The organism is Kutzneria sp. CA-103260 (assembly GCF_018263855.1).
In the GTDB taxonomy this organism is placed as follows: Bacteria; Actinomycetota; Actinomycetes; order Mycobacteriales; family Pseudonocardiaceae; genus Kutzneria.
The window spans coordinates 2,333,320-2,353,243 of record NZ_CP073318.1; the positions used below are offsets into that span (position 1 = coordinate 2,333,320).

19 protein-coding genes are annotated in these 19,924 nt (G+C 70.5%); 9 read left to right on the forward strand and 10 right to left on the reverse strand.

Annotated features, from left to right (window positions below; genetic code table 11):
- Positions 1-16 precede the first annotated feature (16 nt).
- Positions 17-1,180, reverse strand: coding sequence for a TetR/AcrR family transcriptional regulator (locus JJ691_RS10165; protein ID WP_211768525.1), 1,164 nt, complete (start codon positions 1,178-1,180; stop codon positions 17-19).
- 207 nt (positions 1,181-1,387) lie between these two features.
- Here JJ691_RS10165 and JJ691_RS10170 point away from each other — a divergent pair, with 207 nt between their 5' ends.
- Positions 1,388-2,956, forward strand: coding sequence for an AMP-binding protein (locus tag JJ691_RS10170; RefSeq protein ID WP_211768526.1), 1,569 nt, complete (start codon positions 1,388-1,390; stop codon positions 2,954-2,956).
- Between the two features lie 42 nt (positions 2,957-2,998).
- Here JJ691_RS10170 and JJ691_RS10175 read toward each other — a convergent pair whose 3' ends face one another.
- Together JJ691_RS10175 and JJ691_RS10180 are read right to left on the reverse strand one after the other, a co-directional pair.
- A complete protein-coding gene (locus JJ691_RS10175; protein WP_211768527.1) occupies positions 2,999-4,162 on the reverse strand; it encodes an acyl-CoA dehydrogenase family protein in 1,164 nt (387 codons plus the stop codon).
- A gap of 32 nt (positions 4,163-4,194) precedes the next feature.
- A complete protein-coding gene (locus tag JJ691_RS10180; protein ID WP_211768528.1) occupies positions 4,195-5,811 on the reverse strand; it encodes a succinic semialdehyde dehydrogenase in 1,617 nt (538 codons plus the stop codon).
- A gap of 186 nt (positions 5,812-5,997) precedes the next feature.
- On the opposite strand from JJ691_RS10180, the gene JJ691_RS10185 reads away from it, so the two are divergent.
- Together JJ691_RS10185 and JJ691_RS10190 are read left to right on the forward strand one after the other, a co-directional pair.
- On the forward strand, positions 5,998-7,206 hold the full coding sequence (locus tag JJ691_RS10185; RefSeq protein WP_211768529.1) for an oxygenase MpaB family protein: 1,209 nt from the start codon (positions 5,998-6,000) through the stop codon (positions 7,204-7,206).
- Positions 7,207-7,321: 115 nt separating this feature from the next.
- Complete coding sequence (locus tag JJ691_RS10190; RefSeq protein ID WP_211768530.1) at positions 7,322-7,783, forward strand: YiiD C-terminal domain-containing protein; 462 nt, start codon at positions 7,322-7,324, stop codon at positions 7,781-7,783.
- Positions 7,784-7,916: 133 nt separating this feature from the next.
- Here JJ691_RS10190 and JJ691_RS10195 read toward each other — a convergent pair whose 3' ends face one another.
- Genes JJ691_RS10195 through JJ691_RS10215 form a run of 5 tightly spaced genes read right to left on the reverse strand, consistent with a single transcriptional unit; the run spans position 7,917 to position 11,750 of the window.
- The gene (locus JJ691_RS10195; RefSeq protein ID WP_211768531.1) at positions 7,917-8,747 is read right to left on the reverse strand and encodes an SDR family NAD(P)-dependent oxidoreductase; all 831 of its coding nucleotides are present in this window, start codon (positions 8,745-8,747) and stop codon (positions 7,917-7,919) included.
- A gap of 20 nt (positions 8,748-8,767) precedes the next feature.
- Positions 8,768-9,976 carry a cytochrome P450 gene (locus tag JJ691_RS10200; RefSeq protein ID WP_211768532.1) on the reverse strand — a complete coding sequence of 403 codons (1,209 nt, stop codon included), beginning with the start codon at positions 9,974-9,976 and terminating at the stop codon, positions 8,768-8,770.
- A gap of 19 nt (positions 9,977-9,995) precedes the next feature.
- Positions 9,996-10,190, reverse strand: coding sequence for a ferredoxin (locus JJ691_RS10205; RefSeq protein WP_211768533.1), 195 nt, complete (start codon positions 10,188-10,190; stop codon positions 9,996-9,998).
- 9 nt (positions 10,191-10,199) lie between these two features.
- Entirely contained in the window at positions 10,200-11,372 is a 1,173-nt protein-coding gene (locus JJ691_RS10210; protein WP_211768534.1) for an NAD(P)/FAD-dependent oxidoreductase, read from the reverse strand.
- Positions 11,373-11,402: 30 nt separating this feature from the next.
- Entirely contained in the window at positions 11,403-11,750 is a 348-nt protein-coding gene (locus JJ691_RS10215; protein WP_211768535.1) for a hypothetical protein, read from the reverse strand.
- 170 nt (positions 11,751-11,920) lie between these two features.
- Between JJ691_RS10215 and JJ691_RS10220 the strand changes: the two genes are divergently transcribed.
- Together JJ691_RS10220 and JJ691_RS10225 are read left to right on the forward strand one after the other, a co-directional pair.
- Positions 11,921-13,072, forward strand: a complete 1,152-nt coding sequence (locus JJ691_RS10220) for a sensor histidine kinase (protein WP_211768536.1) — start codon at positions 11,921-11,923, stop codon at positions 13,070-13,072.
- Positions 13,060-13,704 carry a LuxR C-terminal-related transcriptional regulator gene (locus JJ691_RS10225; RefSeq protein WP_211768537.1) on the forward strand — a complete coding sequence of 215 codons (645 nt, stop codon included), beginning with the start codon at positions 13,060-13,062 and terminating at the stop codon, positions 13,702-13,704. Before JJ691_RS10220 ends, JJ691_RS10225 begins: the two co-directional genes overlap by 13 nt.
- Here JJ691_RS10225 and JJ691_RS10230 read toward each other — a convergent pair.
- The gene (locus JJ691_RS10230) at positions 13,691-14,320 is read right to left on the reverse strand and encodes a TetR/AcrR family transcriptional regulator (RefSeq protein WP_211768538.1); all 630 of its coding nucleotides are present in this window, start codon (positions 14,318-14,320) and stop codon (positions 13,691-13,693) included. The genes JJ691_RS10225 and JJ691_RS10230 overlap by 14 nt on opposite strands.
- A gap of 132 nt (positions 14,321-14,452) precedes the next feature.
- Here JJ691_RS10230 and JJ691_RS10235 point away from each other — a divergent pair, with 132 nt between their 5' ends.
- Positions 14,453-15,001, forward strand: a complete 549-nt coding sequence (locus tag JJ691_RS10235) for a cysteine hydrolase family protein (protein ID WP_249227809.1) — start codon at positions 14,453-14,455, stop codon at positions 14,999-15,001.
- A 133-nt stretch (positions 15,002-15,134) separates the two neighbouring features.
- Positions 15,135-16,295 (forward strand): cytochrome P450, encoded by a 1,161-nt coding sequence (locus tag JJ691_RS10240; protein ID WP_249227810.1) that lies wholly within the window; start codon positions 15,135-15,137, stop codon positions 16,293-16,295.
- 56 nt (positions 16,296-16,351) lie between these two features.
- Here the strand turns inward: JJ691_RS10240 and JJ691_RS10245 are convergent, their stop codons facing one another.
- A complete protein-coding gene (locus tag JJ691_RS10245) occupies positions 16,352-17,608 on the reverse strand; it encodes an extracellular catalytic domain type 1 short-chain-length polyhydroxyalkanoate depolymerase (RefSeq protein ID WP_249227811.1) in 1,257 nt (418 codons plus the stop codon).
- A gap of 223 nt (positions 17,609-17,831) precedes the next feature.
- On the opposite strand from JJ691_RS10245, the gene JJ691_RS10250 reads away from it, so the two are divergent.
- Positions 17,832-18,581 carry a 3-hydroxybutyrate dehydrogenase gene (locus JJ691_RS10250; protein ID WP_211768540.1) on the forward strand — a complete coding sequence of 250 codons (750 nt, stop codon included), beginning with the start codon at positions 17,832-17,834 and terminating at the stop codon, positions 18,579-18,581.
- Positions 18,582-18,615: 34 nt separating this feature from the next.
- Positions 18,616-19,923 (forward strand): MFS transporter, encoded by a 1,308-nt coding sequence (locus JJ691_RS10255; RefSeq protein ID WP_211768541.1) that lies wholly within the window; start codon positions 18,616-18,618, stop codon positions 19,921-19,923.
- Position 19,924: the final 1 nt, after the last annotated feature.

Sequence of the window (19,924 nt, forward strand, 5' to 3'; positions counted from 1 at the left end):
GGACCTCGCTGGAGTGCTAGAGACCGAGGGCGGCCACGAGCAGGGCGGTGACGGTGTCACGGTTGGCGAGGCTGTCCTGCCACCGCAGGCGGCGGCCGGCCTCGACGACGACGCCGAATCCGGCGTGCACCAGCACTCGGGCCTGGCGCGGATCGAGGTCCGGGCGGGCCAGCCGGAGTTGCTGCTCCCAGACGGCGATGTGCTCACGCTGCGCGATGACCAGGGGCCGTTGCAGGTCGGCGGGCAGGCCGACGAGTTCGGCGTCGGCGACGCTGGTGAGCGCGGTGTGCCCGAAGCTGTAGGCCACGTAGGTCCCGGCCAGCGCGACGACGGCCTCATACGGACCGGTCACGCCCCGCAGGTTCTGTTCCACCGCCTGGGCCAACAGCGCGGCCGCCTGGAGGCAGGCGGCCGCCAGGATGTCGACCTTGCCCGGGAAATAGCGGTAGAGCGCGGACTGGGTCAGTCCCACGGCCTCGGCGATCCGGCCGTTCGTGACGTTGACGAACCCGTCCCGCTCGAACAGGGGGATGGCGGCCGCGAGAATCTCGGCGCGCCGGGTCCGCGGCACGGGCTGGGCGGGAAGCTCGACCAGGCGCGCACTGCCGACGGCCGCCGCCGGATCGGTTGCGACCACACGCACGGCCGACGCCACCAGCAGGTCCTCGGCCCGGCGTTGGGCGATCGAGGTGTGATGCATCGTGATGGACCCGATCGCGCCGAGGGCCGCCGCGGCTCGCAGGTGCTCGTCGGGCACCTGGTACTCACGTCGCACCGTTTCGGCGACCCGCTCGACCACCTTCCCGAACTTCGCCCGGAGGACCCGGCGATCCTCGCGGTTGAGGTAACGGGCCTCCCACCGGTACACGCCGCCCGACTCTCGATGGGCGACGGTGACCCGGGCGACGGCGGCGAGCACGTCGGCGAGGGCCCCGGCCGGCGGCACCTCCTCGAGCGCGGCGACGAGGCCGTCGGCCATGGCGTTCGTGCACTCGGCGAACAGCGCGTACTTGTTCGGAAAGTGCCGGTACAGCGCGGCCGCGGTGATGCCGACGCCGGACGCGATCTCCTCCATGGACGCGGCGTGGTAGCCGCGCTTGCTGAAGACGCGACCGGCCGCGTCGACGATGAGCTGCCGGCGGTTGCGTGGCCGGACGGCCGCGGTCGGCTCGGCGGTCACGTCAACACCCCGGCGGGCGTACGCGGGAACAGGGCCATGCCTGCCAGTCAATCATGAGACGACCCGCGTCCCGGGACCAGCCCGCCCGCCGGCCCGGTCCGTGAACCACTGTGACTTTCCATTAACATAGCCCTTCTCAAGCTGCTTCGTTCCCTCTCATAATGACGTGTCCGACCTTCACTTGTCCGGCACCCTGAGGAGTGGTCCATGTCGACCGACGCGGCTCCCGCCTGGTCCTTCCGGCAGCACTGGATGGCGCAGGCGGCCACCCACGCGATGATGCGGCCGGACAAGCCGGCGCTGCGGCACCTCGGGAAGACCACGACCTGGGCGCAGTTGTCGCGGCGGTCGTTGCAGCTGGCCGCCGCGCTCGCCGACCGAGGTGTCGCCGAAGGGGATCGCGTGGCGACCCTCACCCTCAACCACCCCTGGTTCGTGGAGAGCGTGTTCGCGGCGAACAGCTTGGGAGCCATGGCCGTTCCGCTCAGTTTCCGGCTCGCGCCGCTGGAACTCGACTACATCCTGGCCGACTGCACGCCGTCGGCCGTCGTCGTCGACGCGCAGCTGCTGCCGTTGCTGCGGGCCGTGCCGACCGCCTCGTCGATCGGCACGGTGGTCGTCATCGGCGAGTCCGACGTGACCGAAGACGTCGTGCCGTACGAGGAGTTCCTGGCCGCCCACGCGCCGATGGAGCTGCCCGACGTCAGCGAGGAGTCCACGGCGCTGATCATGTACACCTCGGGCACCACCGGCCGGCCCAAGGGAGTGCTGCTGTCCCACCGGAATCTCCAGGTGCAGGCGATCACCTGCGTCCGGGCCATGGAGATCTTCGACGACTCCGATGTCGGTTTCCTGACCGCGCCCTTCTTCCACATCGCGGGCCTGGGCTCGATCGTGGCGAACTTCCTGGTCGGCGGCACGGTCGTGATCCACCCACTGGGCGCCTTCGACCCGCGGGCCGTGCTGGACGCCTACGAACGCGAGGACGCCACCGTGGTGTTCAACGTTCCGCAGCAGTGGGATTCGATCTGCGCCCAGCCGGACATCGAGAAGCGTGACCTGAAGCTGCGGGTCATCAGCTGGGGCGCCGCGCCGGCGAGCGACACGACGCTGCGGGCCATGGCGGCGAGCTTTCCTGAGGCCCTGAACGTGGCTGTGTTCGGCCAGACCGAGACCTCGCCGATCACGTGCGTGCTGCGCGGGGAGGACTCGCTGCGCAAGCTCGGCTCCGTGGGCCGGCCGATTCCGACCGTGCAGTGCCGTGTGGTCGACGAGTTCATGAACGACGTGGCCGTGGGCGAGGTGGGCGAGATCGTCTACCGCGGGCCGACCGTGACCCGGGGGTACTGGAACAAGCCGGCGGAGACCGCGGCCGCCTTCGCCGGCGGCTGGTTCCATTCCGGCGACCTGGTCCGGCAGGACGACGAGGGCTTCGTCTGGGTGGTCGACCGCAAGAAGGACATGATCATCAGTGGCGGCGAGAACATCTACTGCGCCGAACTGGAGAACGTCATCGCCGAGCACCCGTCGGTGCTGGAGGTTGCCGTGATCGGCCGGACCGACGAGCGCTGGGGCCAGGTGCCGGTCGCGTTCGTCACCGTCGCGGCCGACCTGTCCCTGGCCGAGCTGACCGGTTTCCTCGACGGGAAGCTCGCCTCCTTCAAGATGCCCAAGGACCTCGTGCCGGTCCCCGGACTTCCCCGCAACGCGGGCGGAAAGGTGCTCAAGAGCCTGCTGCGCGCCCAGGACGAGAAGCAGGCGCGGGAACGGATCTGAGTCGGGCTCAAGGCCGGCGGGCGTGTGGACCACGCCCGCCGCCTACAGGCCCAGGTCGCGGCCGACGATCTCCTTCATGATCTCCGTGGTGCCGCCGTAGATGGTGGAGATGCGCGAGTCGAGGTAGTCGTGGGCGATGCGGTATTCGAGCATGTAGCCGTAACCGCCGTGCAGTTGCAGGCACCGTCCGACGATGCCGACGTACTGCTCCGTGGTCCAGAACTTGGCCGCCGCGGCGTCCGCGGCGCTGAGTTCGCCGCGGACGTGCTTGGCGAGCAGATCATCGATGTAGCTCCGGCTCACCCGGACGGCGGTGACCATCTCGGCCAGTTCGAAGCGCGTGTTCTGGAAGGAGCCGATCGGCTGGCCGAACGCCTTGCGCTGCTTGACGTAGTCCAGGGTGCGCGCCAGCACGCCCTCCGCGGAAGCCACGGCGTTGGCGGCGATCGAGATCCGCTCCTGGGGCAGATTGCGCATCAGACCGAGGAAGCCCGACCCTTCCTCGCCGAGCAGGTTGGCGGCGGGCACCCGGACGTCCTGGAAGAAGAGCTCGCTGGTGTCCTGGGCGTGCAGGCCGATCTTCTCCAGGTTGCGGCCGCGCGCGAAGCCGGGGCGATCGGCTTCGACGACCAGCAGGCTGATGCCGCGGTGCGGGTCCGGGCCGGTCCGGACGGCGGTGACGACGAGGTCGGCGTTCTGGCCGTTGGAGATGAAGACCTTGCTGCCGTTGACCACGTAGTCCGCGCCGTCGCGAACAGCGGTGGTGGCGATGCCGGCCAGGTCGCTGCCCGTTCCCGGCTCGGTCATCGCGACCGCGACGATGAGCTTTCCGGCCGCGATGCCGGGCAGCCAGCGGGCCTTCTGCTCGTCGTTGGTCAGGTCGGTGAAGTAGGGGATGACGATGTCGTTGGACAGCGCGACGCCGGCCAGGCCGTCCGAAACGGGGTTGCGTGCGAACTCCTCGCCGATCACCGCGTTGAAGCGGTAGTCGGTGATGCCGCCACCGCCGTACTCCTCGGAAATGGTGAAGCCGAGGATGCCGGCCCGCGCGGCCTCCTCGAAGAGCGCGCGGTCGACCTTGCCCTCCGCCCGCCATCGCTCGGCGTGGGGTGCGGCGTGCTTGTCGACGAAGGCGCGGACCGTGTCGCGCAGGAGTTCGTGGTCCTCCTCGTAGAGGGATCGTCCGGTCGAGATCGCACTGGCCATCGGGACTCCCATCACTCGCGCCCTGTCGCTGCTCATCGCAGGCCAAGACGGCGCAGCAGCGCCAGTTGTCGGTTGGTGCGGCGGACGAAACCGGCCACGGACGTCTTCGGCGACGGGCCGAGCGGCATGAGTCGCTGCCGGGCGATCGTCTGGCTTTCGGTGTACTTGAGGATGCCTTCGGCCCCGTGCCGGCGGCCGAGCCCGCTGTCGCCCATGCCGCCCATGCCGGCCTCGATGCTGCCGGCCGCTGCCGCCGCGCCGTCGTTGATGTTGACCGAGCCGGCGCGGATCAGCGCCGCCATCCGGTCGGCGGCCCGGCTGTCGCTCGACCAGATCGACGCGGACAGACCGTAGGTCCCTTGGTTGGCAAGGGAAATGGCGTCGTCGTCGGTGGCGAACGGGTGCAGCGCGACCACCGGGCCGAAGGTCTCCTCCGCGCAGACGGCCATTTCGGGCGTGACGCCCTCGAGGATCGTCGGCTCGTAGCAGAGCGGGCCTAGGTCGGGACGGCCGCGGCCGCCGGCGAGCACGGTCGCCCCCTTGCCCACCGCGTCGTCGACGTGTGTCTCGACGGCCGCCAGTTGTGCCGCGGAGGCCAGCGGGCCGACGTCCGCCGAGTAGTCGTAGGCATGTCCGAGTCGCAGCGCCCGGGTTGCCCGCACGAGCTCGTCGCGGAACGCGTCGTAGACCTTCTCGTGCGCGTAGACGCGTTCGACATGGATGCACATCTGGCCGGTGTTGGCGAAGGCGGCCACCACCGTGCCGGCCGCCGCGGCGGCGATGTCGGCGTCCTCGCGCACGATGAGCGGGTTCTTGCCGCCGAGTTCGAGGGATGCCCCGACCAGCCGCCCTGCGGCCCGGGCCGCCACCGTGCGGCCGGTGGCGGTGGACCCGGTGAACCCGACGAAGTCGACGGCGTCGACCAGGGCGGTCCCCACCACGGACCCCGAACCGGTCACGATCTGCCACAGATCGGGTGGCAGGCCCGCCTCGGCCACGAGGGCACGAGTCCACAACATGGTCAGCGCGGTCTGGGAATCGGCCTTCGACACCACGGCATTGCCGGCCAGGAGCGCGGGCAGCACGTCGCCGACCCCGAGGTAGAGCGGATAGTTCCAGGGGGAGACGATGCCGACGACGCCCTTCGGCACCCGCGTCTCCTTGACCTTCGTCAGGCCGGGCACCATCCCTCGCACGTGGCGGGTGGCCAGATAGCGTCGCGCGCGACGCGCGTAGTGCCGGGCGATCGCCGCCACCTGGGCCACCTCCTGCCAGGCGTGGTAGCGCGCCTTGCCCGTCTCCCACTGGATCAGGTCGAGGACCTGGTCCTGCCGCGCCAGCAGCAGATCGTGGAAGGCGAGCACAACTTGGCCACGGCGGGCGATCGACGTTCCCACCCACTCCCGCTGAGCCGCCCGGCCGTCGGCGACAGCGGCCACGACGTCCTCCGGGGCACAGGTGGGGACCGGCGCGATCGGCGACAGGTCGCACGGCGCGACCGCGGTCACCGGCTCCGGCGCGGTGCCGTTGTGCCGGCTCACGTCCTGCCGTACCCAGTCGCACCACCGCGCGAGCACCTGCTCGGTGACCCACGCGGGTCGGTTGCTCGTCTTCGGGGCGGTTTGCGCCAGGCCCTGGTCCCTGGTCATGCGGGCTCCTCTGGAGTGGCGGACCGGATCGGGATGGAGATGCCCTTGCCGGCGGTCGACCGGCCTCGCTATGTTAACGAGAAATCTCGCAAGCGGACAAGGTTCAAGGCGGGTGACTCCGCTGGTAGCACAGCAGATGCAGGATGAAAGCCTCTTACACACCTACCAGGGAAGCTAGGTAAGTAAATGGGCAATCTCAGTAGGCGAAGTGTCCTGTCGCTCGGTGCCGCGCTGGGTCTCGTCGGCGTGGCGGGCACCGCCCCGGCCTGGGCGTGGTCACCGGCGGCGTCAGTGGCCGGCGCCGGCACGGGCGCCGACCCGTGGTGGGTCTGGGACGACGCCACGGACCCGCTGATGGCCGCACTGCTCGACAAGGGACAGGTGCCGGCGATCAACACCGCGATGCAGTCGTGGGTGAACAACAGCGACCCGCTGCCCAGCGGCCTGCCGGCCGACCTCACCGCATACCTGCGGCAGGCCGGCACCCTGCCCGCCTGGGCCGATCCCGCCAAGTTGAAGCTCGCCGCCGACTTCAACCGGCGCATGAGCAGCTACCTGTTCATGTTGTACAGCCTGGGCAGCGGGATCATGAGCACGGTGATCCCGAGGGAGGCCCGGAACGTCTACTACTCGGCGGGCGGGGCCGACATGAAGGCCCGCGCGGCCAAGACGTTCACGTTCGGCTACGACCTGGCCGCGCTCAACGCCTTCGACCCCGCTGGCCACTTCGTGGTCACCGCAACCAAAACACGGCTGGTGCACGCCGCGGTGCGCCACCTGCTGCCGAAGTCCTCGCACTGGCAGGCGGTCACCGACGAGAAGATCCCGATCAGCAACGGCGACATCCTGGTCACGTTCCACAGCCTGGGCACCTACACGCACCGGAGGCTGCGCGACTGGAACGTCCCGATGTCGGCCGCCGACGAGGACGCCTTCCTGCACAGCTGGCAGGTCGCGCTGCACCTGCTCGGCGTGCGGGACGAGTTCATCCCCCAGAGCTGGGCCGCCGCGGAAGCGCAGTCGGCGCAGGTCCTGACACCGATCCTCGCCCCGACACCCGAGGGCGTGGAACTGGCCCGCACGTTGCTCGGCCTGATCGGGCAGGCCAGCCTGGGGGTCGCCAACGGATTCGTCAACGAGTACGTGCGTTACGTGCTCAGCGACGAGATCGGTGACTGGCTCGGGTTACCGCGCGACTACGTGGCGGCGGCCGCGATCAGGGTCGGCTGGCCGGCCTACGTCGCGTTCCGGGAGGCGACGTCGCCCGTCATGCCCGTCGACTTCTACCTGTTCGACCAGTTCGTGCGCGGCGTGGCGATGCTCTACCTCAACAACGGCACCTCGCCGACGTACACCCCGATCACGATCCCGACCGCGAACCGGCCCGGAGCCTGAATCCGGCTACCGAGCCCGGTTGCCCCGGCGGCGCCGGTCCCCGACAGTGCCCGCTATCCACCGCGCCGCCGGCGAGATCACCGTGACGTCGCCGGCAAGATCGACAGGGGACGCCATGACCGACATGACCGAGCTCGGCAACACCATCCTGTCCGCCACCATCCCGATCGCCGATCGCATGGGCGTTCGCGTCGTCGACCTGTGCCCCGGACACGTCGTGGGCGTGGTCGGCGTCGACGGCAACACCAACCACGTCGGAACCATGTACGCCGGCGTGCTGTTCACCGTCGCGGAGGTGCTCGGCGGCGCCATCGCCATGGTGACCTTCGACGCCGAGAAGTACGTGCCGATCGTCAAGGAGGTGCAGATCAAGTTCCGCCGGCCGGCCCGCAGCACCGTCCGCGCCACCGCGTCGCTGTCCGAGGCGGAGATCGCCGAGACGCTCGCGACGGCCGAGGAACACGGCAAGGCCGACTTCGACCTGTACGCCGAACTGGTCGACGCGGACGGCATGACGGTGGCGACCACGCACGGCGTGTACCAGATCCGCCGGCACGATCACCGGTCCACGGCCTGATCGGCCGGGACCGTGCGGGATGCGGACACGCTGGTGCGACTTCCGGCCAACCGCCGGAACGTGGCCTTGCCACCAGCAGCGGCGTCATCGGCCCGGCCGCGGCTGACTGCCGCGACCGGGCCGATGACCGGGATCAGGCCGATGCGCCGGTCTGCTCCCGCTCGATGGCGTCCATGGCGTTGCCGGCCAGGCCGGCGGTGATTCCGCCGTCGACCGGCAGCACGATTCCGGTGACGTACGCGGACCGGTCACTGGCCAGGTAGACGGCGGCCTGGGCGATGTCGGCGGGGGAGCCCTCCCGGTCCAGCGGGCGGATGGCCTTCATGACCGCCCGGAGCTGACGCACCGCGGACTCGCTGTCGGGGAGGTGGGCGGTGGCGGTGCCCAGGATGGGAGTGGGGATGGCGCCGGGCGCGATGGTGTTGACCCGGACCTGGTAGCGGCCGAGGTCGATGGCGGCGCACTTGGTGAAGTGGATGACGCCGGCCTTGGCGGCCCGGTAGGCCAGCTCGCCGGTGCCGCCCTGGACGCCGCCGATCGAGGTGGTGTTGATGATCGAGCCGCCGCCGTTGGCGGCCATGTGCCGGGCGGCGTGCTGGGTGCCGCGGATGACGCCGAGCAGGTCGACGGCCATGATGCGGTCGAAGTCGGCGAAGTCGTCGTCCAGGAAGTTGCCGCGCATGGCGGTGGGGATGCCGGCGTTGTTGAACATGACGTGCAGGCCGCCGAAGCGCTGCACGGTGCAGGCGACCAGGTCGGCCAGCTGGTCGGAGTCGGCGACGTCGGTGTGCTTGAACAGCACGTCGGCGCCGAGCTCCGCGGCGACGGACTCGCCGAGCTCGCGGTTGATGTCGGCGATGACCACCCGCGCGCCCTCGGCCAGGAACGTCTCGGCCGAGGCGCGGCCGATGCCGGACGCGCCGCCGGTGATGATCGCGACCTTGCCGGACAGCTCGTTGCTCATGACATGTCTCCTTCCCGTGGTCACCAGGTGACCGGCAGCGCGGTGACGCCGTAGGCGAAGTGGTCGGTCTTGTACTCGATCCGGTCCAGGTCGGTGGCCAGCGCCAGGGTCGGGACGCGGCGGTACAGCGTGCCGTAGACGATCTGCAGCTCGGCCCGGGCCAGCTGCTGGCCGACGCACTGGTGGATGCCGAAGCCGAAGGCGTGGTGCGCGCGGGCCTGCCGGTGCAGGTCGAGCTTTTCGGGCTCGGGGAACACCCGCTGGTCCCAGTTGGCGATGGGCAGCGGCACGATGATGCCGTCGCCGGCGCGGATCACCTCGCCGCCGATCTCGATGTCCTCGGTGGCGATGCGGCGCAGCCCGTGCTGGGCGATGGACAGGTAGCGCAGCATCTCCTCGACGGCGCCGGCGATGACCGCCGGGTCCTCGCTGTCCCGGAACACGGCCAGCTGCTCGGGGTTCTGCAGCAGCGCCAGGGTGCCCAGCGCGATCATGTTCGCGCTGGTCTCGTGCCCGGCGATCAACAGCACCACGCCCATCTGCGCGGCCTCGGCCACGGTGACCTCGCCGGCGCGAACCTTCTCGGCGATGTCGGACACCCAGCCCTCGCCCGGCGACTCGACCCGCTGCGCGATCAGCTGGGCGAGGTAGCCGCCGAGTTCCGCGCCGGAGTGAGCGCCCTCCTCAGCAGTGGCGTTGCGGTCCACGGCGACCACGGCGTGCCGCTGGAAGAAGTCGTGGTCGGTGTAGGGCACGCCGAGCATTTCGCTGATCATGAACGTCGGCAGCGGCAACGCCAGCGCCTGCACGAGGTCGGCCGGTTTCGGGCCGGCGAGCATCGTGTCGATGAGCTCGTCGGTGAACCGCTGGATCCCCGGCCGCAGCGCCTCGACGCGCTTGACGGTGAACGGCGGCGTCATCAGCCGGCGGAACCGGGAGTGCTCAGGGGCGTCGGTGTTGAAGATGGTCGGCGGCCGGTGGTCGAGGTTCTCCGCCATGTTCAGGTTCTGGTGCGGGAAGCCGGGGCGCCTCTCGTCCATGCTGACCCGCGGGTCGGACAGCACGGCTCGCTGCTCGGCGTGGCCGGTGACGAACCAGTGTGTGCTGCCGTCCCAGATCCGCGCCTTCGACAGCGGTCGCACGGCCGCGGTCGCACGCTGGTCGGCCGGCGGGGCGAACGGGCAGCCGGCGGTCCGGGCGGACGGGAAGTCGATCAGTGCGTCGGTCATGTCCTTCTCCTTCGGACAGTCAGTCTTCGACGGTGATGGCCATCGCGGGGCAGACCGCCGCGGCCTGTCGGACGTCGTCGGCCAGGTCGGCGGGTGGCGAGGCGTTGAGCAGGACGACGATGCCGTCCTCGTCGCGCTGGTCGAACACGGCGGCCGCGGCGGCCACACACGATCCGGCGGCGACGCACTTGCTCTGGTCGATGCTCACCTTCATGACTTCCTCCTAGTGATTCGCCAGCTGTAGGTCGACGATCTCCTGACGGCGCAGGCGAGTCTGCTTCGGCATGTTCCAGCCGACGAAGCCGACGGCCCGGCCGGCCACGCTGTGCCGCGCCACGAAACGACGGTTCGCCACGTCACCGTCCACAATGGTCACGTCGGCGTCGGCCGGGAGCGTGCCGTGGACCTGGATCTTGGTGTCGAACTGGTCGGTCCAGAAGTGGGGAATGGGCGTGTAGGGCTGGTCGGCGCCGAGGATGTTGGCGGCCGCGACGGCGGCCTGCTCGGTGGCATTGGTGCGATTCTCCAGCCGTAGCAGGACATCCCGGTGGGGCCAGCGGGCGACGTCGCCGACCGCGTAGATCCCTTCCGCGGCACGGCAGCGGGAGTCGCACACCACACCGTTGTCCAACGCCAGGCCGCTGCCCGCCAGCCAGTCGGTGTTCGGGATGCCGCCGATCGCCACCACGACGACGTCCGCGGGCAGCTCCTCGCCGGTGTCCAGGCGCACTCCGGCGACGCGGCCCCGTCGGCCGGTCAGCCCGGTGACACCCGTGCCGAGCCGAAGGTGGACGCCGTGCTCGGTGTGCACGTCGGCGAGCAGGCCCGAGACCATCGGACCCAGCTGGCTGAACATCGGCGCCGGCTGCGGGCCGACCATGGTGACGTCGAGGCCCAGCGTGCGGGCCGTCGCGGCGATCTCGGCGCCGAGCACACCCTCGCCCATGACCACGAGTCGCTTGGACCGCAGCAGGTCCAGTTGGAGGGCGAGGGTGTCGTCGAGGGTCCGCAGCACGTGGACGCCGGCCAGCTCGGCCGATTCCGGCAGGGTGCGGGGACGGACGCCGGTGGCGAGCACGATCGCCTCGGCCTGGAGCGTGTTTCCCGACGCGGTCCGCACGGTGTGCGTCGCGGCGTCCAGGCCGACGGCCGGATCGCCGAGCACGAAGTCCGCGTCCAGGTCGGACAGTGCGGCCGGTGGCCGCAGCTGCGCCCGCTCGGGCGCCCACTGTCCGGACAGGACCTGCTTGGACAGCGGCGGCCGGTCGTAGGGCAGGTGCGGCTCGCCGCCCAGCAGCGTCAGCCGGCCGCGATAACCCTGGCGCCGCAACGACTCCGCGGTGGACAGGCCGGCCGCCGACGCGCCGACGATCAGAACGCTGGCAGGGGTGTTCATGTTCTCTCCCGAGGGTTCGTGGGGCGGAGGTCAGACCGGCCGGCGGCGCAGCACGAGGCCGGAGCCGGCGCCAAGGCCGACGACGCCGAGCCCGATCGCGGTCATCAGTCCCTGGGCGCCGCCGACGAACAGGTAGACCAGGACGCCCGCGGTCACGTTGAACAGGAACAGGAACCACAGCACCGGCCGGGAGGCCAGGAACGACTTGACCGGCTCCCGACGGGCCAGCAGCGAGCCGGCCACCAGCGAGACCAGCACCATGGTGACGCTGGCCATGGTCTGCTCGGTGGGGTCGGGGATCAGCCGGCCGACGGACAGCGTGCCGAGCAGGCCGAACACGAAGGCGAACCCGAGCAGCGAGGAGACCAGCGTCTTCATGGGACGGTCCTTTCCGGACGGTCGGTGTATCCGCGATGTCGACAACGATGCCGCCGGCGGCCGGCCGGAACGAGGGAGCGCGCACCCGAACGCGTGGTGTAGCCCGCTACACCACGGTGGTGGCGCCCGCCTGGGCGCGGGCGGGCGGACGGACGCATAGCCTTTGCGGCATGCGCGAGACGGTGTGGCAGTCGGGCCGGGCCACCGCCCACCTGGCCAGGGCCGCTGGGCTGGCGTTGGCCACGTACGTGTTCATCACGATGCTGCTGCTGGCGGCCGCCGGCGCCATGGTGGTGATCGGGATCGGCGCGGTGCCCGAGACGGTGCTGCTGGTCCGCAAGATCGCCGGGACCAAACGCCGTCAGGTGGGGGAGTGGACCGGCCGGCCGATCCCCGAGGCCTACCTGGCCATTCCCGGGCCGCTGCGGGAGAGTCTGCGCGCGGCGGTCCGCGATCCCTGCACCTACGGCGACCTGCGCTGGATGCTTGCCTACTACGGATACGGCCCGCTGGGTGTGCTCGCGGTGCCGCTGTGGCTGCTCGGCCTGCTCGTGGACGGAGTCGGCTGCGGTCTGCTGCGACGGCGGGCGGTGGTGCTGCCGCTGATCAGCCGGCTGGCCGATCTCGACGCCGCTTGGTCGACGGCGTTGCTCAAGCCGCCGCCGAAGGCCCGGCTGGCCGAGCGTGTCCGGGAGTTGGCCGAGACCCGGGCCGGTGCGGTCGCCGCGCACGGCGCCGAGCTGCGGCGGATCGAGCGGGATCTGCACGACGGCGTGCAGGCCCGGCTGGTGTCCATGTCTATGCGGATCGGCCTGGCCAAACGCGCGTACGAGAAGGACCCGGCGGCTGGTCGCAAGCTGCTGGACGACGCCCAGGCTCAGGCCGAGGAGGCGCTGACGGAGCTACGGCACGTGGTGCGCGGCATCCACCCGCCGATCCTCACCGACCGCGGCCTGGTCGGCGCCGTCCGGGCGCTGGCGGCCGGCAGCGGGCTGACCGTCGATGTGGACGGGGACGACGACGGGCTGCGCGCACCGGCCGCGGTCGAGGCCGCCGCCTACTTCGTCGTGGCCGAGGCGCTGACCAACGCGGCGAAGCACAGTGGCGTCGACCGGGCCGAGGTCCGCTTGGCGCGAACGGATGTCGGCCTGCGGGTGTGGGTGCGCGACGAGGGCCGTGGCGGCGCCGAGGCCGAGGGCGCCGATGGCTCCGGGCTGCTGGGTATGCGCCGCCGGGTCGCCGCCCTGGACGGCACGATGACTGTGACCAGCCCGGCCGGTGGGCCGACGACGATCGAGGTGGAGTTGCCGTGCGTGTGGTGATCGCCGAGGACAACACCCTGCTGCGGGAGGGGTTGGTGTTGCTGCTCACCTCGGCCGGCCATGACGTGGCGGCCGTGGCGACGAGCGGCCCGGAGGTCTTGCCCGCGCTGCTCACGCACCGTCCCGACGCCGCGGTGCTCGACGTCCGTATGCCGCCGGGCTTTCGGGACGAGGGGCTGCGGGCGGCGTTGGCGGCGCGCGAGCAGATCCCCGGTCTGCCGGTGCTCGTGCTCTCCCAGTACGTCGAGCAGACCTACGCCGCCGAGCTGCTGGGCGGCGGCGCGAGCGGCGTCGGCTACCTGCTCAAGGACCGGGTCGGCCGGGTCGACGAGTTCCTGGAGGCGCTGGACCGGGTCGCCGCCGGCGGCACCGCGCTCGACCCGGAGGTGGTCACCGAGCTGTTGACCCGCCGCCGGAACTCGCCGCTGGACTCGCTCACGCCCCGCGAGCGCGAGGTGCTTGAGCTGATGGCCGAGGGCCACGACAACACCACCATCGCCGCCACCCTCGTGATCACCGAACGGTCCGTGCACAAGCACATCGGCAACGTCTTCGCCAAGCTCGGCCTGCCGCCCACCGACAGCGGACACCGTCGGGTGGTGGCGGTGCTGACCTACCTCAACAACTCGTAGCCGATCGCGGCGGTGGCAGCAGGGCGTCGATGACGTCGCGCAGCGGGCCGACCAGATCCTCGGAGGTGGCGTCGCGCAGGGGCTGCAGGCCGACGGCGGACCGCACGACGGCGACGCCGACGCCAAGGGCGACCAGGAGTTCCGCGCGCAGCAGGCGTTCTCGCCCGTCCAGTTCTGCCGGCGAGCCGGCGGCGTCGAGCACCCGTCGGCTGAAGTCCTCGAGGGCCTGCCTGCGTAGGCCGTCGACCCGTTCGTCGCCGGAGACGCGCAACAACATCAGCACCGGGTGCTCGCCGAGCTCCGCCCACGTGCCGGATGCCAGCTGTTGGCCGAGCGCCTCGGCGAGGGCGGCCCGGTCCCGGGGGGCTTCGTCGCCCGACGCGTTCAGGAATCGGGACGTGCCGGCCAGCGCCGCCTTGAACAGGCCCTCCTTCGAGCCGAAGTAGCGTTTGATCAGCGCCAGGTTGACGCCGGCGTCCGCGGCGACGTCGCGCAGGGTCGTACGGCTGTACCCCAGGCGGAGGAACCGGTGACGACCGGCCTCCAGCAGCGCCTGGCGCGTCGCCCCGGCGTTCCGGCGCCTGTGCTCGGCCTCGTCGGTCCTGCCCTCGGCCACCGGTGACCTCCCACGCCGCACGTTCGCCGGTCGCAGCATAGCGCGACAAGTAATCGCGTGTTGACATAGCTCGCGATCCGGGTAGCTTAGCTAAGTAATCACTCGATGACTTGACTCGTTCGAAGGACGCGAATGACCAACCCGGCCCTCCTTGTCATGGATGTCCAACGCGCGGTGGTCGCGCGGTACCCGGATCCCGCCTACCTTCCGCGCCTGCGCGAGGCGGTCGCCGGTGCGCGGGCCAGCAACGTGCCAGTGATCTACGTCGTTGTCGGGTTCCGCCCGGAGTATTCCGAGGTCAGCCCGCGCAACAAGATGTTCGGCGCGCTCGCCACCACCAAGCCGGCGGGCGGTGGCGAGGCCATGCAGATCCATCCGGACGTGGCTCCCGAAGCCGGCGAGACCGTCGTGACCAAGCGGCGCGTCAGCGCCTTCGCCGGCAGCGATCTGGACATGGTCCTGCGGGCCGGCGAGATCGATCACCTCGTGCTGACCGGCATCGCCACCAGCGGCGTGGTGCTGTCCACCCTGCGTCAGGCCGCTGACCTGGACTTCGGCCTCACGGTGCTGGCCGACGGCTGCCTGGACGGCGATCCCGAGGTGCACCGCGTGCTCACCGAGAAGGTGTTCCCCCTCCAGGCCGACGTCACCACGGTGGCCGAATGGACCGCCGCCCACTGACCCGGTCGGGATGGCTTGCCGCTGCGCTACTTCACGCTCAACGGCACCGGCCACCGATGTCGCGGGAATGGGCGATGCCATCCACCTGTCGTGCCGACCATGCTTGAGGCGGCCGCGTTCGAGGGGAGGACAGGTGGTCGCTCGCAAGGTGGAACGAGGCGACACCGAGGTCGGTTGCCCGGTCAGGCAGGACGCGAACGGTGTGTGGCGGGTCACCGGCTACCCGGCCGGCCGCGCACTGCTTCGCGCCGCCGGCACCGTGCAGGCCGGCCTGGGCATCGAAACCGTGGACAAGATGCCGTCCAGCATCCGACGCCCTGTCCTCTACCGCGACGGACCGGAGCACCGCGAACACCGCCGCCAGACCGCCCGCTTCTTCACGCCGCGCCGCGTCGACGAGGCCTACCGCGAGATCATGGAGAGGGTCGCGGACGCCCAGATCGCTCGCTTGCGCGCGGCCGGCTCGGTCGAGCTGGCCGACCTCAGCTTCAAACTGGCGATCGACGTGACATCCGCCGTGATCGGCATGACCGAGAGCAAACCCGGCATCCAGCGCCGTTTGGAACGCTTCTTCCCGGAGAAGTTCGGCCGCCCGGGATTCACCAGCTTCCACGGGATCTACTGGTTCTGCCGGCAGATCGCGAACTGGTCGCGGATCTACTTCAACGACGTCCGCCCCGCGGTCAAGGCCCGCAAGGCCCGCCGTCGGGACGATCTGATCTCACATCTGCTCGACGAAGGCTGCAGGAGCACGGAGATCCTCGGCGAATGCCTCACGTTCGCCGCCGCCGGCATGGTCACGACGCGCGAATTCATCGTCCTGGCGGCCTGGCACATGTTCACCGACGACGCGCTGCGTGCGAAGTACCTCACCTCGGCGGAACCGGAACGCGTGGCAGTCCTGCACGAGATCATCCGGCTGGAACCCGTGATCGCCCAACTACGCCGCCGCACCACAACCGAGATCCGCCTGCCCGACGTCGACCTCCCCAAAGACGCCCTGGTGCACATCCAGATCGACACCGCCAACCTCGACCCCGTCGTGGTCGGCGACCAACCACTCGACCTCTGCCCAGACCGAACCATGGCCGACGGCGGCGCCAGCGCCGGCCTCGCCTTCGGCGACGGCCACCACAAATGCCCCGGCTCCCACATAGCGATCCTCGAAACCGACATATTTCTCCACAAACTCCTTGCCGTCACAGGGATCCACATGGTCGCCCCGCCCCGGGTCGCCTTCAAGGAGGACATCGCCGCATACGAACTGCGGGGTATGCGCGTGGCCGTTGAGTGAGGGGCCCGCCCCGTTGCTTGTCTCCGGGTTGCGGAAGCCGTAGGCGTGCCGTCGCGTCAACAGGACGGCACGACGGCGTAGTACCCGGGCGAGGTCTCGGACAGGCTGGTGATCACGGCGACGTTCCACAACCCCATGGCGTCGTTCGAGCCGACGGCGTAGGCGTAGCCGCCGCTCTGGTAGGCGCGCCCAGCCACGGTGTGAGCGTAGTTGTTGTCTGTGAAGCACTGCACGGGCGGGTTGGTGGTGGTCGTCGTCGGGGGCGGGGTGCCACCACCGTTGTTCAGCCCCCAGAACAGTGCCGTGTAGTAGGTCGAGCAGATGTAGTCCAGGTAGTACGTGCCGGTGCTGCCGCAGTTGTCCGCGCCGCTGCCCGGATGCACAGCCAGGCCGTGGGCCATGCCGGAAACCGAGTACAGCTCGATTGCGGGCTGTCCCTGCGGGTCGTTGTAGACGCTCTCGGTGGTGCCGCCGCCGAGCGTCCGTGTGCTGGACGGCGTCTGGCTGATGCCCCAGACGTTCGTCCACTGGTCCCGCTCCTCGGTGGCGTTCACCGGCGACACGGTTGTGTCCGCGGTGCCTTGCCAGATGGCGACGCGCGGCCACGGTCCTGCGTAGCCGGGATCGGCGGCGCGGACCAGGTCGCCCCACTGTGCCGGCGTCTTGTTCTGGTTGCTGTACTGGCAGTTCGTCGCCTGCACCAGGCTCGTCGCGCACTGCGCCGGCAGGCCGGAGTCGATCGCGCCGCCGGCGAACACGTCCGGGTAGTCGGCCAACAGGTTCGACGTCATGCCGCCGCCGGCCGACAACCCGGTGACGTAGATGCGCTTGGCGTCGACGTGGTAGCTGGACTGGGCGTACGACACCATCTCGTGGATCGACTCCGCCTCGCCCTGGCCCCGCCCGTCGTCCGACGGCGTGTACCAGTCGAAGCAGCTCTGCGGGTTGTTCGACGAGCTCTGCTGCGGGAACACCACGGCAAAGCCCCACTGGTCGGCGTACTGCGCCCAGCCCGAGTGCTGGTAGTAGTCCGCGGCGCTCTGCGTGCAGCCGTGCAGTGCCACCACCAGCGGCGCGTTCGACGGCAGTCCAGCCGGCAGATAGCTGTACATCGACAGGCGGCCCGGGTTGGAGCCGAAGTTGGTCACCTGGCTGAACGATCCGGCCGGCGCTGCCGCGCCGGAACCGGCTGCGCCAGTGACGGCCACGGCGGAGCCGGTCACCACCAGCACCGCGGCCGCCCAGGCCAGTGTTCGGCGGATCGACGACATACGACGGACGGACGGGGCACGATCGGCAGGCAGGGGATGCATCGTTGCACCTTTCCGACGCGTGGACGGTTCGCCGACCAACGCTAGGACCGCCGACCGGACCCGGACCATGTCCCAGCGGACCAGCATCGACACCAACGCGGTGTGGGACGGCCACATGCCGCCCCATTTCGACGCGCATGGGGCAACGCGCCACAAAGTCATCGCTCGGCATGGTTGTGGCACACATGTTCAGATGTCGGATCACTGCCTACGGTGGTCGACCATGACAAGCCCACTCGCCGGCCGAACCGCCCTGGTCACGGGCGGCGGCAGCGGCATCGGCCGGGCCTGCGCCGAGGACCTGGCGCGGGCCGGCGCCAAGGTGCTGGTGGTCGACATCGACGCCCGCGCCGCCGAGGAGGTCGCCGGCGTCGTGGGCGGCACCGCGCACGTCGTGGACCTCGCCGACCCTGCCCGCATCGACGAGCTGCCGTCGGACGTCGACATCCTGGTCAACAACGCCGGCATCCAGACGGTCGCGCCGGTGCACGAGTTCCCGCCGGAGCGGTTCGCGCACATCCAGCGGCTGATGGTCACCGCGCCGTTCCTGCTGGCCCGGCGCTGCCTGCCGCACATGTACGCCAACCGCTGGGGCCGGATCGTCAACATCTCCAGCGTGCACGGCGTGCGCGCCAGCCCGTTCAAGGCGGCCTACGTGGCGGCCAAGCACGGCCTGGAGGGGCTGAGCAAGGTGATCGCCCTTGAGGCAGCGCCGCACGGCGTGACCAGCAACTGCGTCGCGCCCGGGTACGTGCGCACGCCGCTGGTGGAGGGCCAGCTCGCCGACCAGGCCGCCACCCACGGCATCGACCCCGACCGGGTGCTCACCGACATCCTGCTGCAGCGCCCGGCGATCAAGCGGCTGATCGAGCCGCGGGACGTGGCCGCGCTGGTCACCTGGCTGTGCGGGGAGCACGCCGGCCACCTCACCGGCGCCAGCCTGCCCGTCGACGGCGGCTGGACCGCCTCCTGACCTCTGCCCGCCGACCGGAAAGCGTGAGTCAACGATGACCCAGACCCTGTCCCCGTCCAGAGAACGAATCGCCCGCGTTGTCACCGCCAGCCTGATCGGCACCACCGTGGAGTGGTACGACTTCTTCCTCTACGGCTCCGCCGCGGCACTGGTGTTCAACAAGGTCTTCTTCCCGACCGCCGACCCGCTCACCGGCACGCTGCTGGCGTTCGCCACCTACGCCATCGGCTTCGGCGCCCGCCCGCTCGGCGGCCTGGTGTTCGGGCACTTCGGCGACCGGCTCGGCCGCAAGCGGCTGCTGGTGCTGAGCCTGCTGATGATGGGCGGCGCGACGTTCCTGATGGGCCTGCTGCCCGGCTACACCTCGATCGGCATCGGCGCGCCCCTGCTGCTCACGGCGCTGCGGCTGGTGCAGGGCTTCGCACTCGGCGGTGAGTGGGGCGGTTCCGTGCTGATCGTCGCGGAACACGGCAGCGCCAAGCATCGAGGTTTCTGGGCTTCGTGGCCGCAGGCCGGCGCGCCGGGCGGCAACCTGTTGGCCACGGCGGTGCTCGCGGTGCTGGCGGCCGTGCAGTCCGAACAGGACTTCGTGTCCTGGGGCTGGCGCATCCCGTTCCTGCTGTCCGGTGTGTTGGTCGCGATCGGACTGTGGATCCGGGTGCGGGTCTCGGAGACGCCGGTGTTCCAGGCCGCCGCCTCGCGGGCCGCTGAGGGCGTGGAGCGGATGCCCATCGTCACCGTGCTGCGGACGCAGTGGCGTGAGGTGCTGGTGGCGATGGGCGCGCGGATGGGCGAGAACATCTCGTACTACGTGATCACCTCCTTCATCCTCGTGTACGTCGTGGAGACGCTGAAGCTGCCCAAGCAGACCGCACTGAGTGCGGTGCTGATCGGATCCGCGGTGGAGCTGGTGGCGATTCCGTTGTGGGGCGCGGTGTCCGACCGCATCGGCCGCCGCCCGGTGTACCTGTTCGGGGCCATCGGCATGGCGGTCTGGGTGTTCGTGTTCTTCGCGCTGCTCGGCAGCCGCTCGACCGGCGCGATCATCGGGGCCACCACGGTGGCGCTGGTGCTGCACGGGGCGATGTACGGGCCGCAGGCGGCGTTCTTCTCGGAACTGTTCGGCACCAGGGTGCGGTACTCGGGATCCTCGATCGGCTACCAGCTCGCGTCCATTCTGGCCGGTGGCCTCGCGCCGCTCATCGCCACCGCGCTGCTGGCGGCGTTCGCCTCCGCGACGCCGATCGCGATCTACGTCGCGGCCGGCGCGGCCGTCTCGGTGCTCGCGGTGGCGCTGTCGCGGGAGACCACCGGCGGCTCGCTGGAGGACGTAGAGTCCTGAC

What these genes read in the sequence shown, in the direction of transcription:
- JJ691_RS10170 (WP_211768526.1), top strand. Translation starts at nt 1,388, where the DNA reads ATGTCGACCGACGCGGCTCCCGCCTGGTCCTTCCGGCAGCACTGGATG.
- JJ691_RS10175 (WP_211768527.1), bottom strand. Translation starts at nt 4,162, where the DNA reads ATGGCCAGTGCGATCTCGACCGGACGATCCCTCTACGAGGAGGACCAC.
- JJ691_RS10180 (WP_211768528.1), bottom strand. Translation starts at nt 5,811, where the DNA reads ATGACCAGGGACCAGGGCCTGGCGCAAACCGCCCCGAAGACGAGCAAC.
- JJ691_RS10185 (WP_211768529.1), top strand. Translation starts at nt 5,998, where the DNA reads ATGGGCAATCTCAGTAGGCGAAGTGTCCTGTCGCTCGGTGCCGCGCTG.
- JJ691_RS10190 (WP_211768530.1), top strand. Translation starts at nt 7,322, where the DNA reads ATGACCGACATGACCGAGCTCGGCAACACCATCCTGTCCGCCACCATC.
- JJ691_RS10195 (WP_211768531.1), bottom strand. Translation starts at nt 8,747, where the DNA reads ATGAGCAACGAGCTGTCCGGCAAGGTCGCGATCATCACCGGCGGCGCG.
- JJ691_RS10200 (WP_211768532.1), bottom strand. Translation starts at nt 9,976, where the DNA reads ATGACCGACGCACTGATCGACTTCCCGTCCGCCCGGACCGCCGGCTGC.
- JJ691_RS10205 (WP_211768533.1), bottom strand. Translation starts at nt 10,190, where the DNA reads ATGAAGGTGAGCATCGACCAGAGCAAGTGCGTCGCCGCCGGATCGTGT.
- JJ691_RS10210 (WP_211768534.1), bottom strand. Translation starts at nt 11,372, where the DNA reads ATGAACACCCCTGCCAGCGTTCTGATCGTCGGCGCGTCGGCGGCCGGC.
- JJ691_RS10215 (WP_211768535.1), bottom strand. Translation starts at nt 11,750, where the DNA reads ATGAAGACGCTGGTCTCCTCGCTGCTCGGGTTCGCCTTCGTGTTCGGC.
- JJ691_RS10220 (WP_211768536.1), top strand. Translation starts at nt 11,921, where the DNA reads ATGCGCGAGACGGTGTGGCAGTCGGGCCGGGCCACCGCCCACCTGGCC.
- JJ691_RS10235 (WP_249227809.1), top strand. Translation starts at nt 14,453, where the DNA reads ATGACCAACCCGGCCCTCCTTGTCATGGATGTCCAACGCGCGGTGGTC.
- JJ691_RS10245 (WP_249227811.1), bottom strand. Translation starts at nt 17,608, where the DNA reads ATGCATCCCCTGCCTGCCGATCGTGCCCCGTCCGTCCGTCGTATGTCG.
- JJ691_RS10250 (WP_211768540.1), top strand. Translation starts at nt 17,832, where the DNA reads ATGACAAGCCCACTCGCCGGCCGAACCGCCCTGGTCACGGGCGGCGGC.
- JJ691_RS10255 (WP_211768541.1), top strand. Translation starts at nt 18,616, where the DNA reads ATGACCCAGACCCTGTCCCCGTCCAGAGAACGAATCGCCCGCGTTGTC.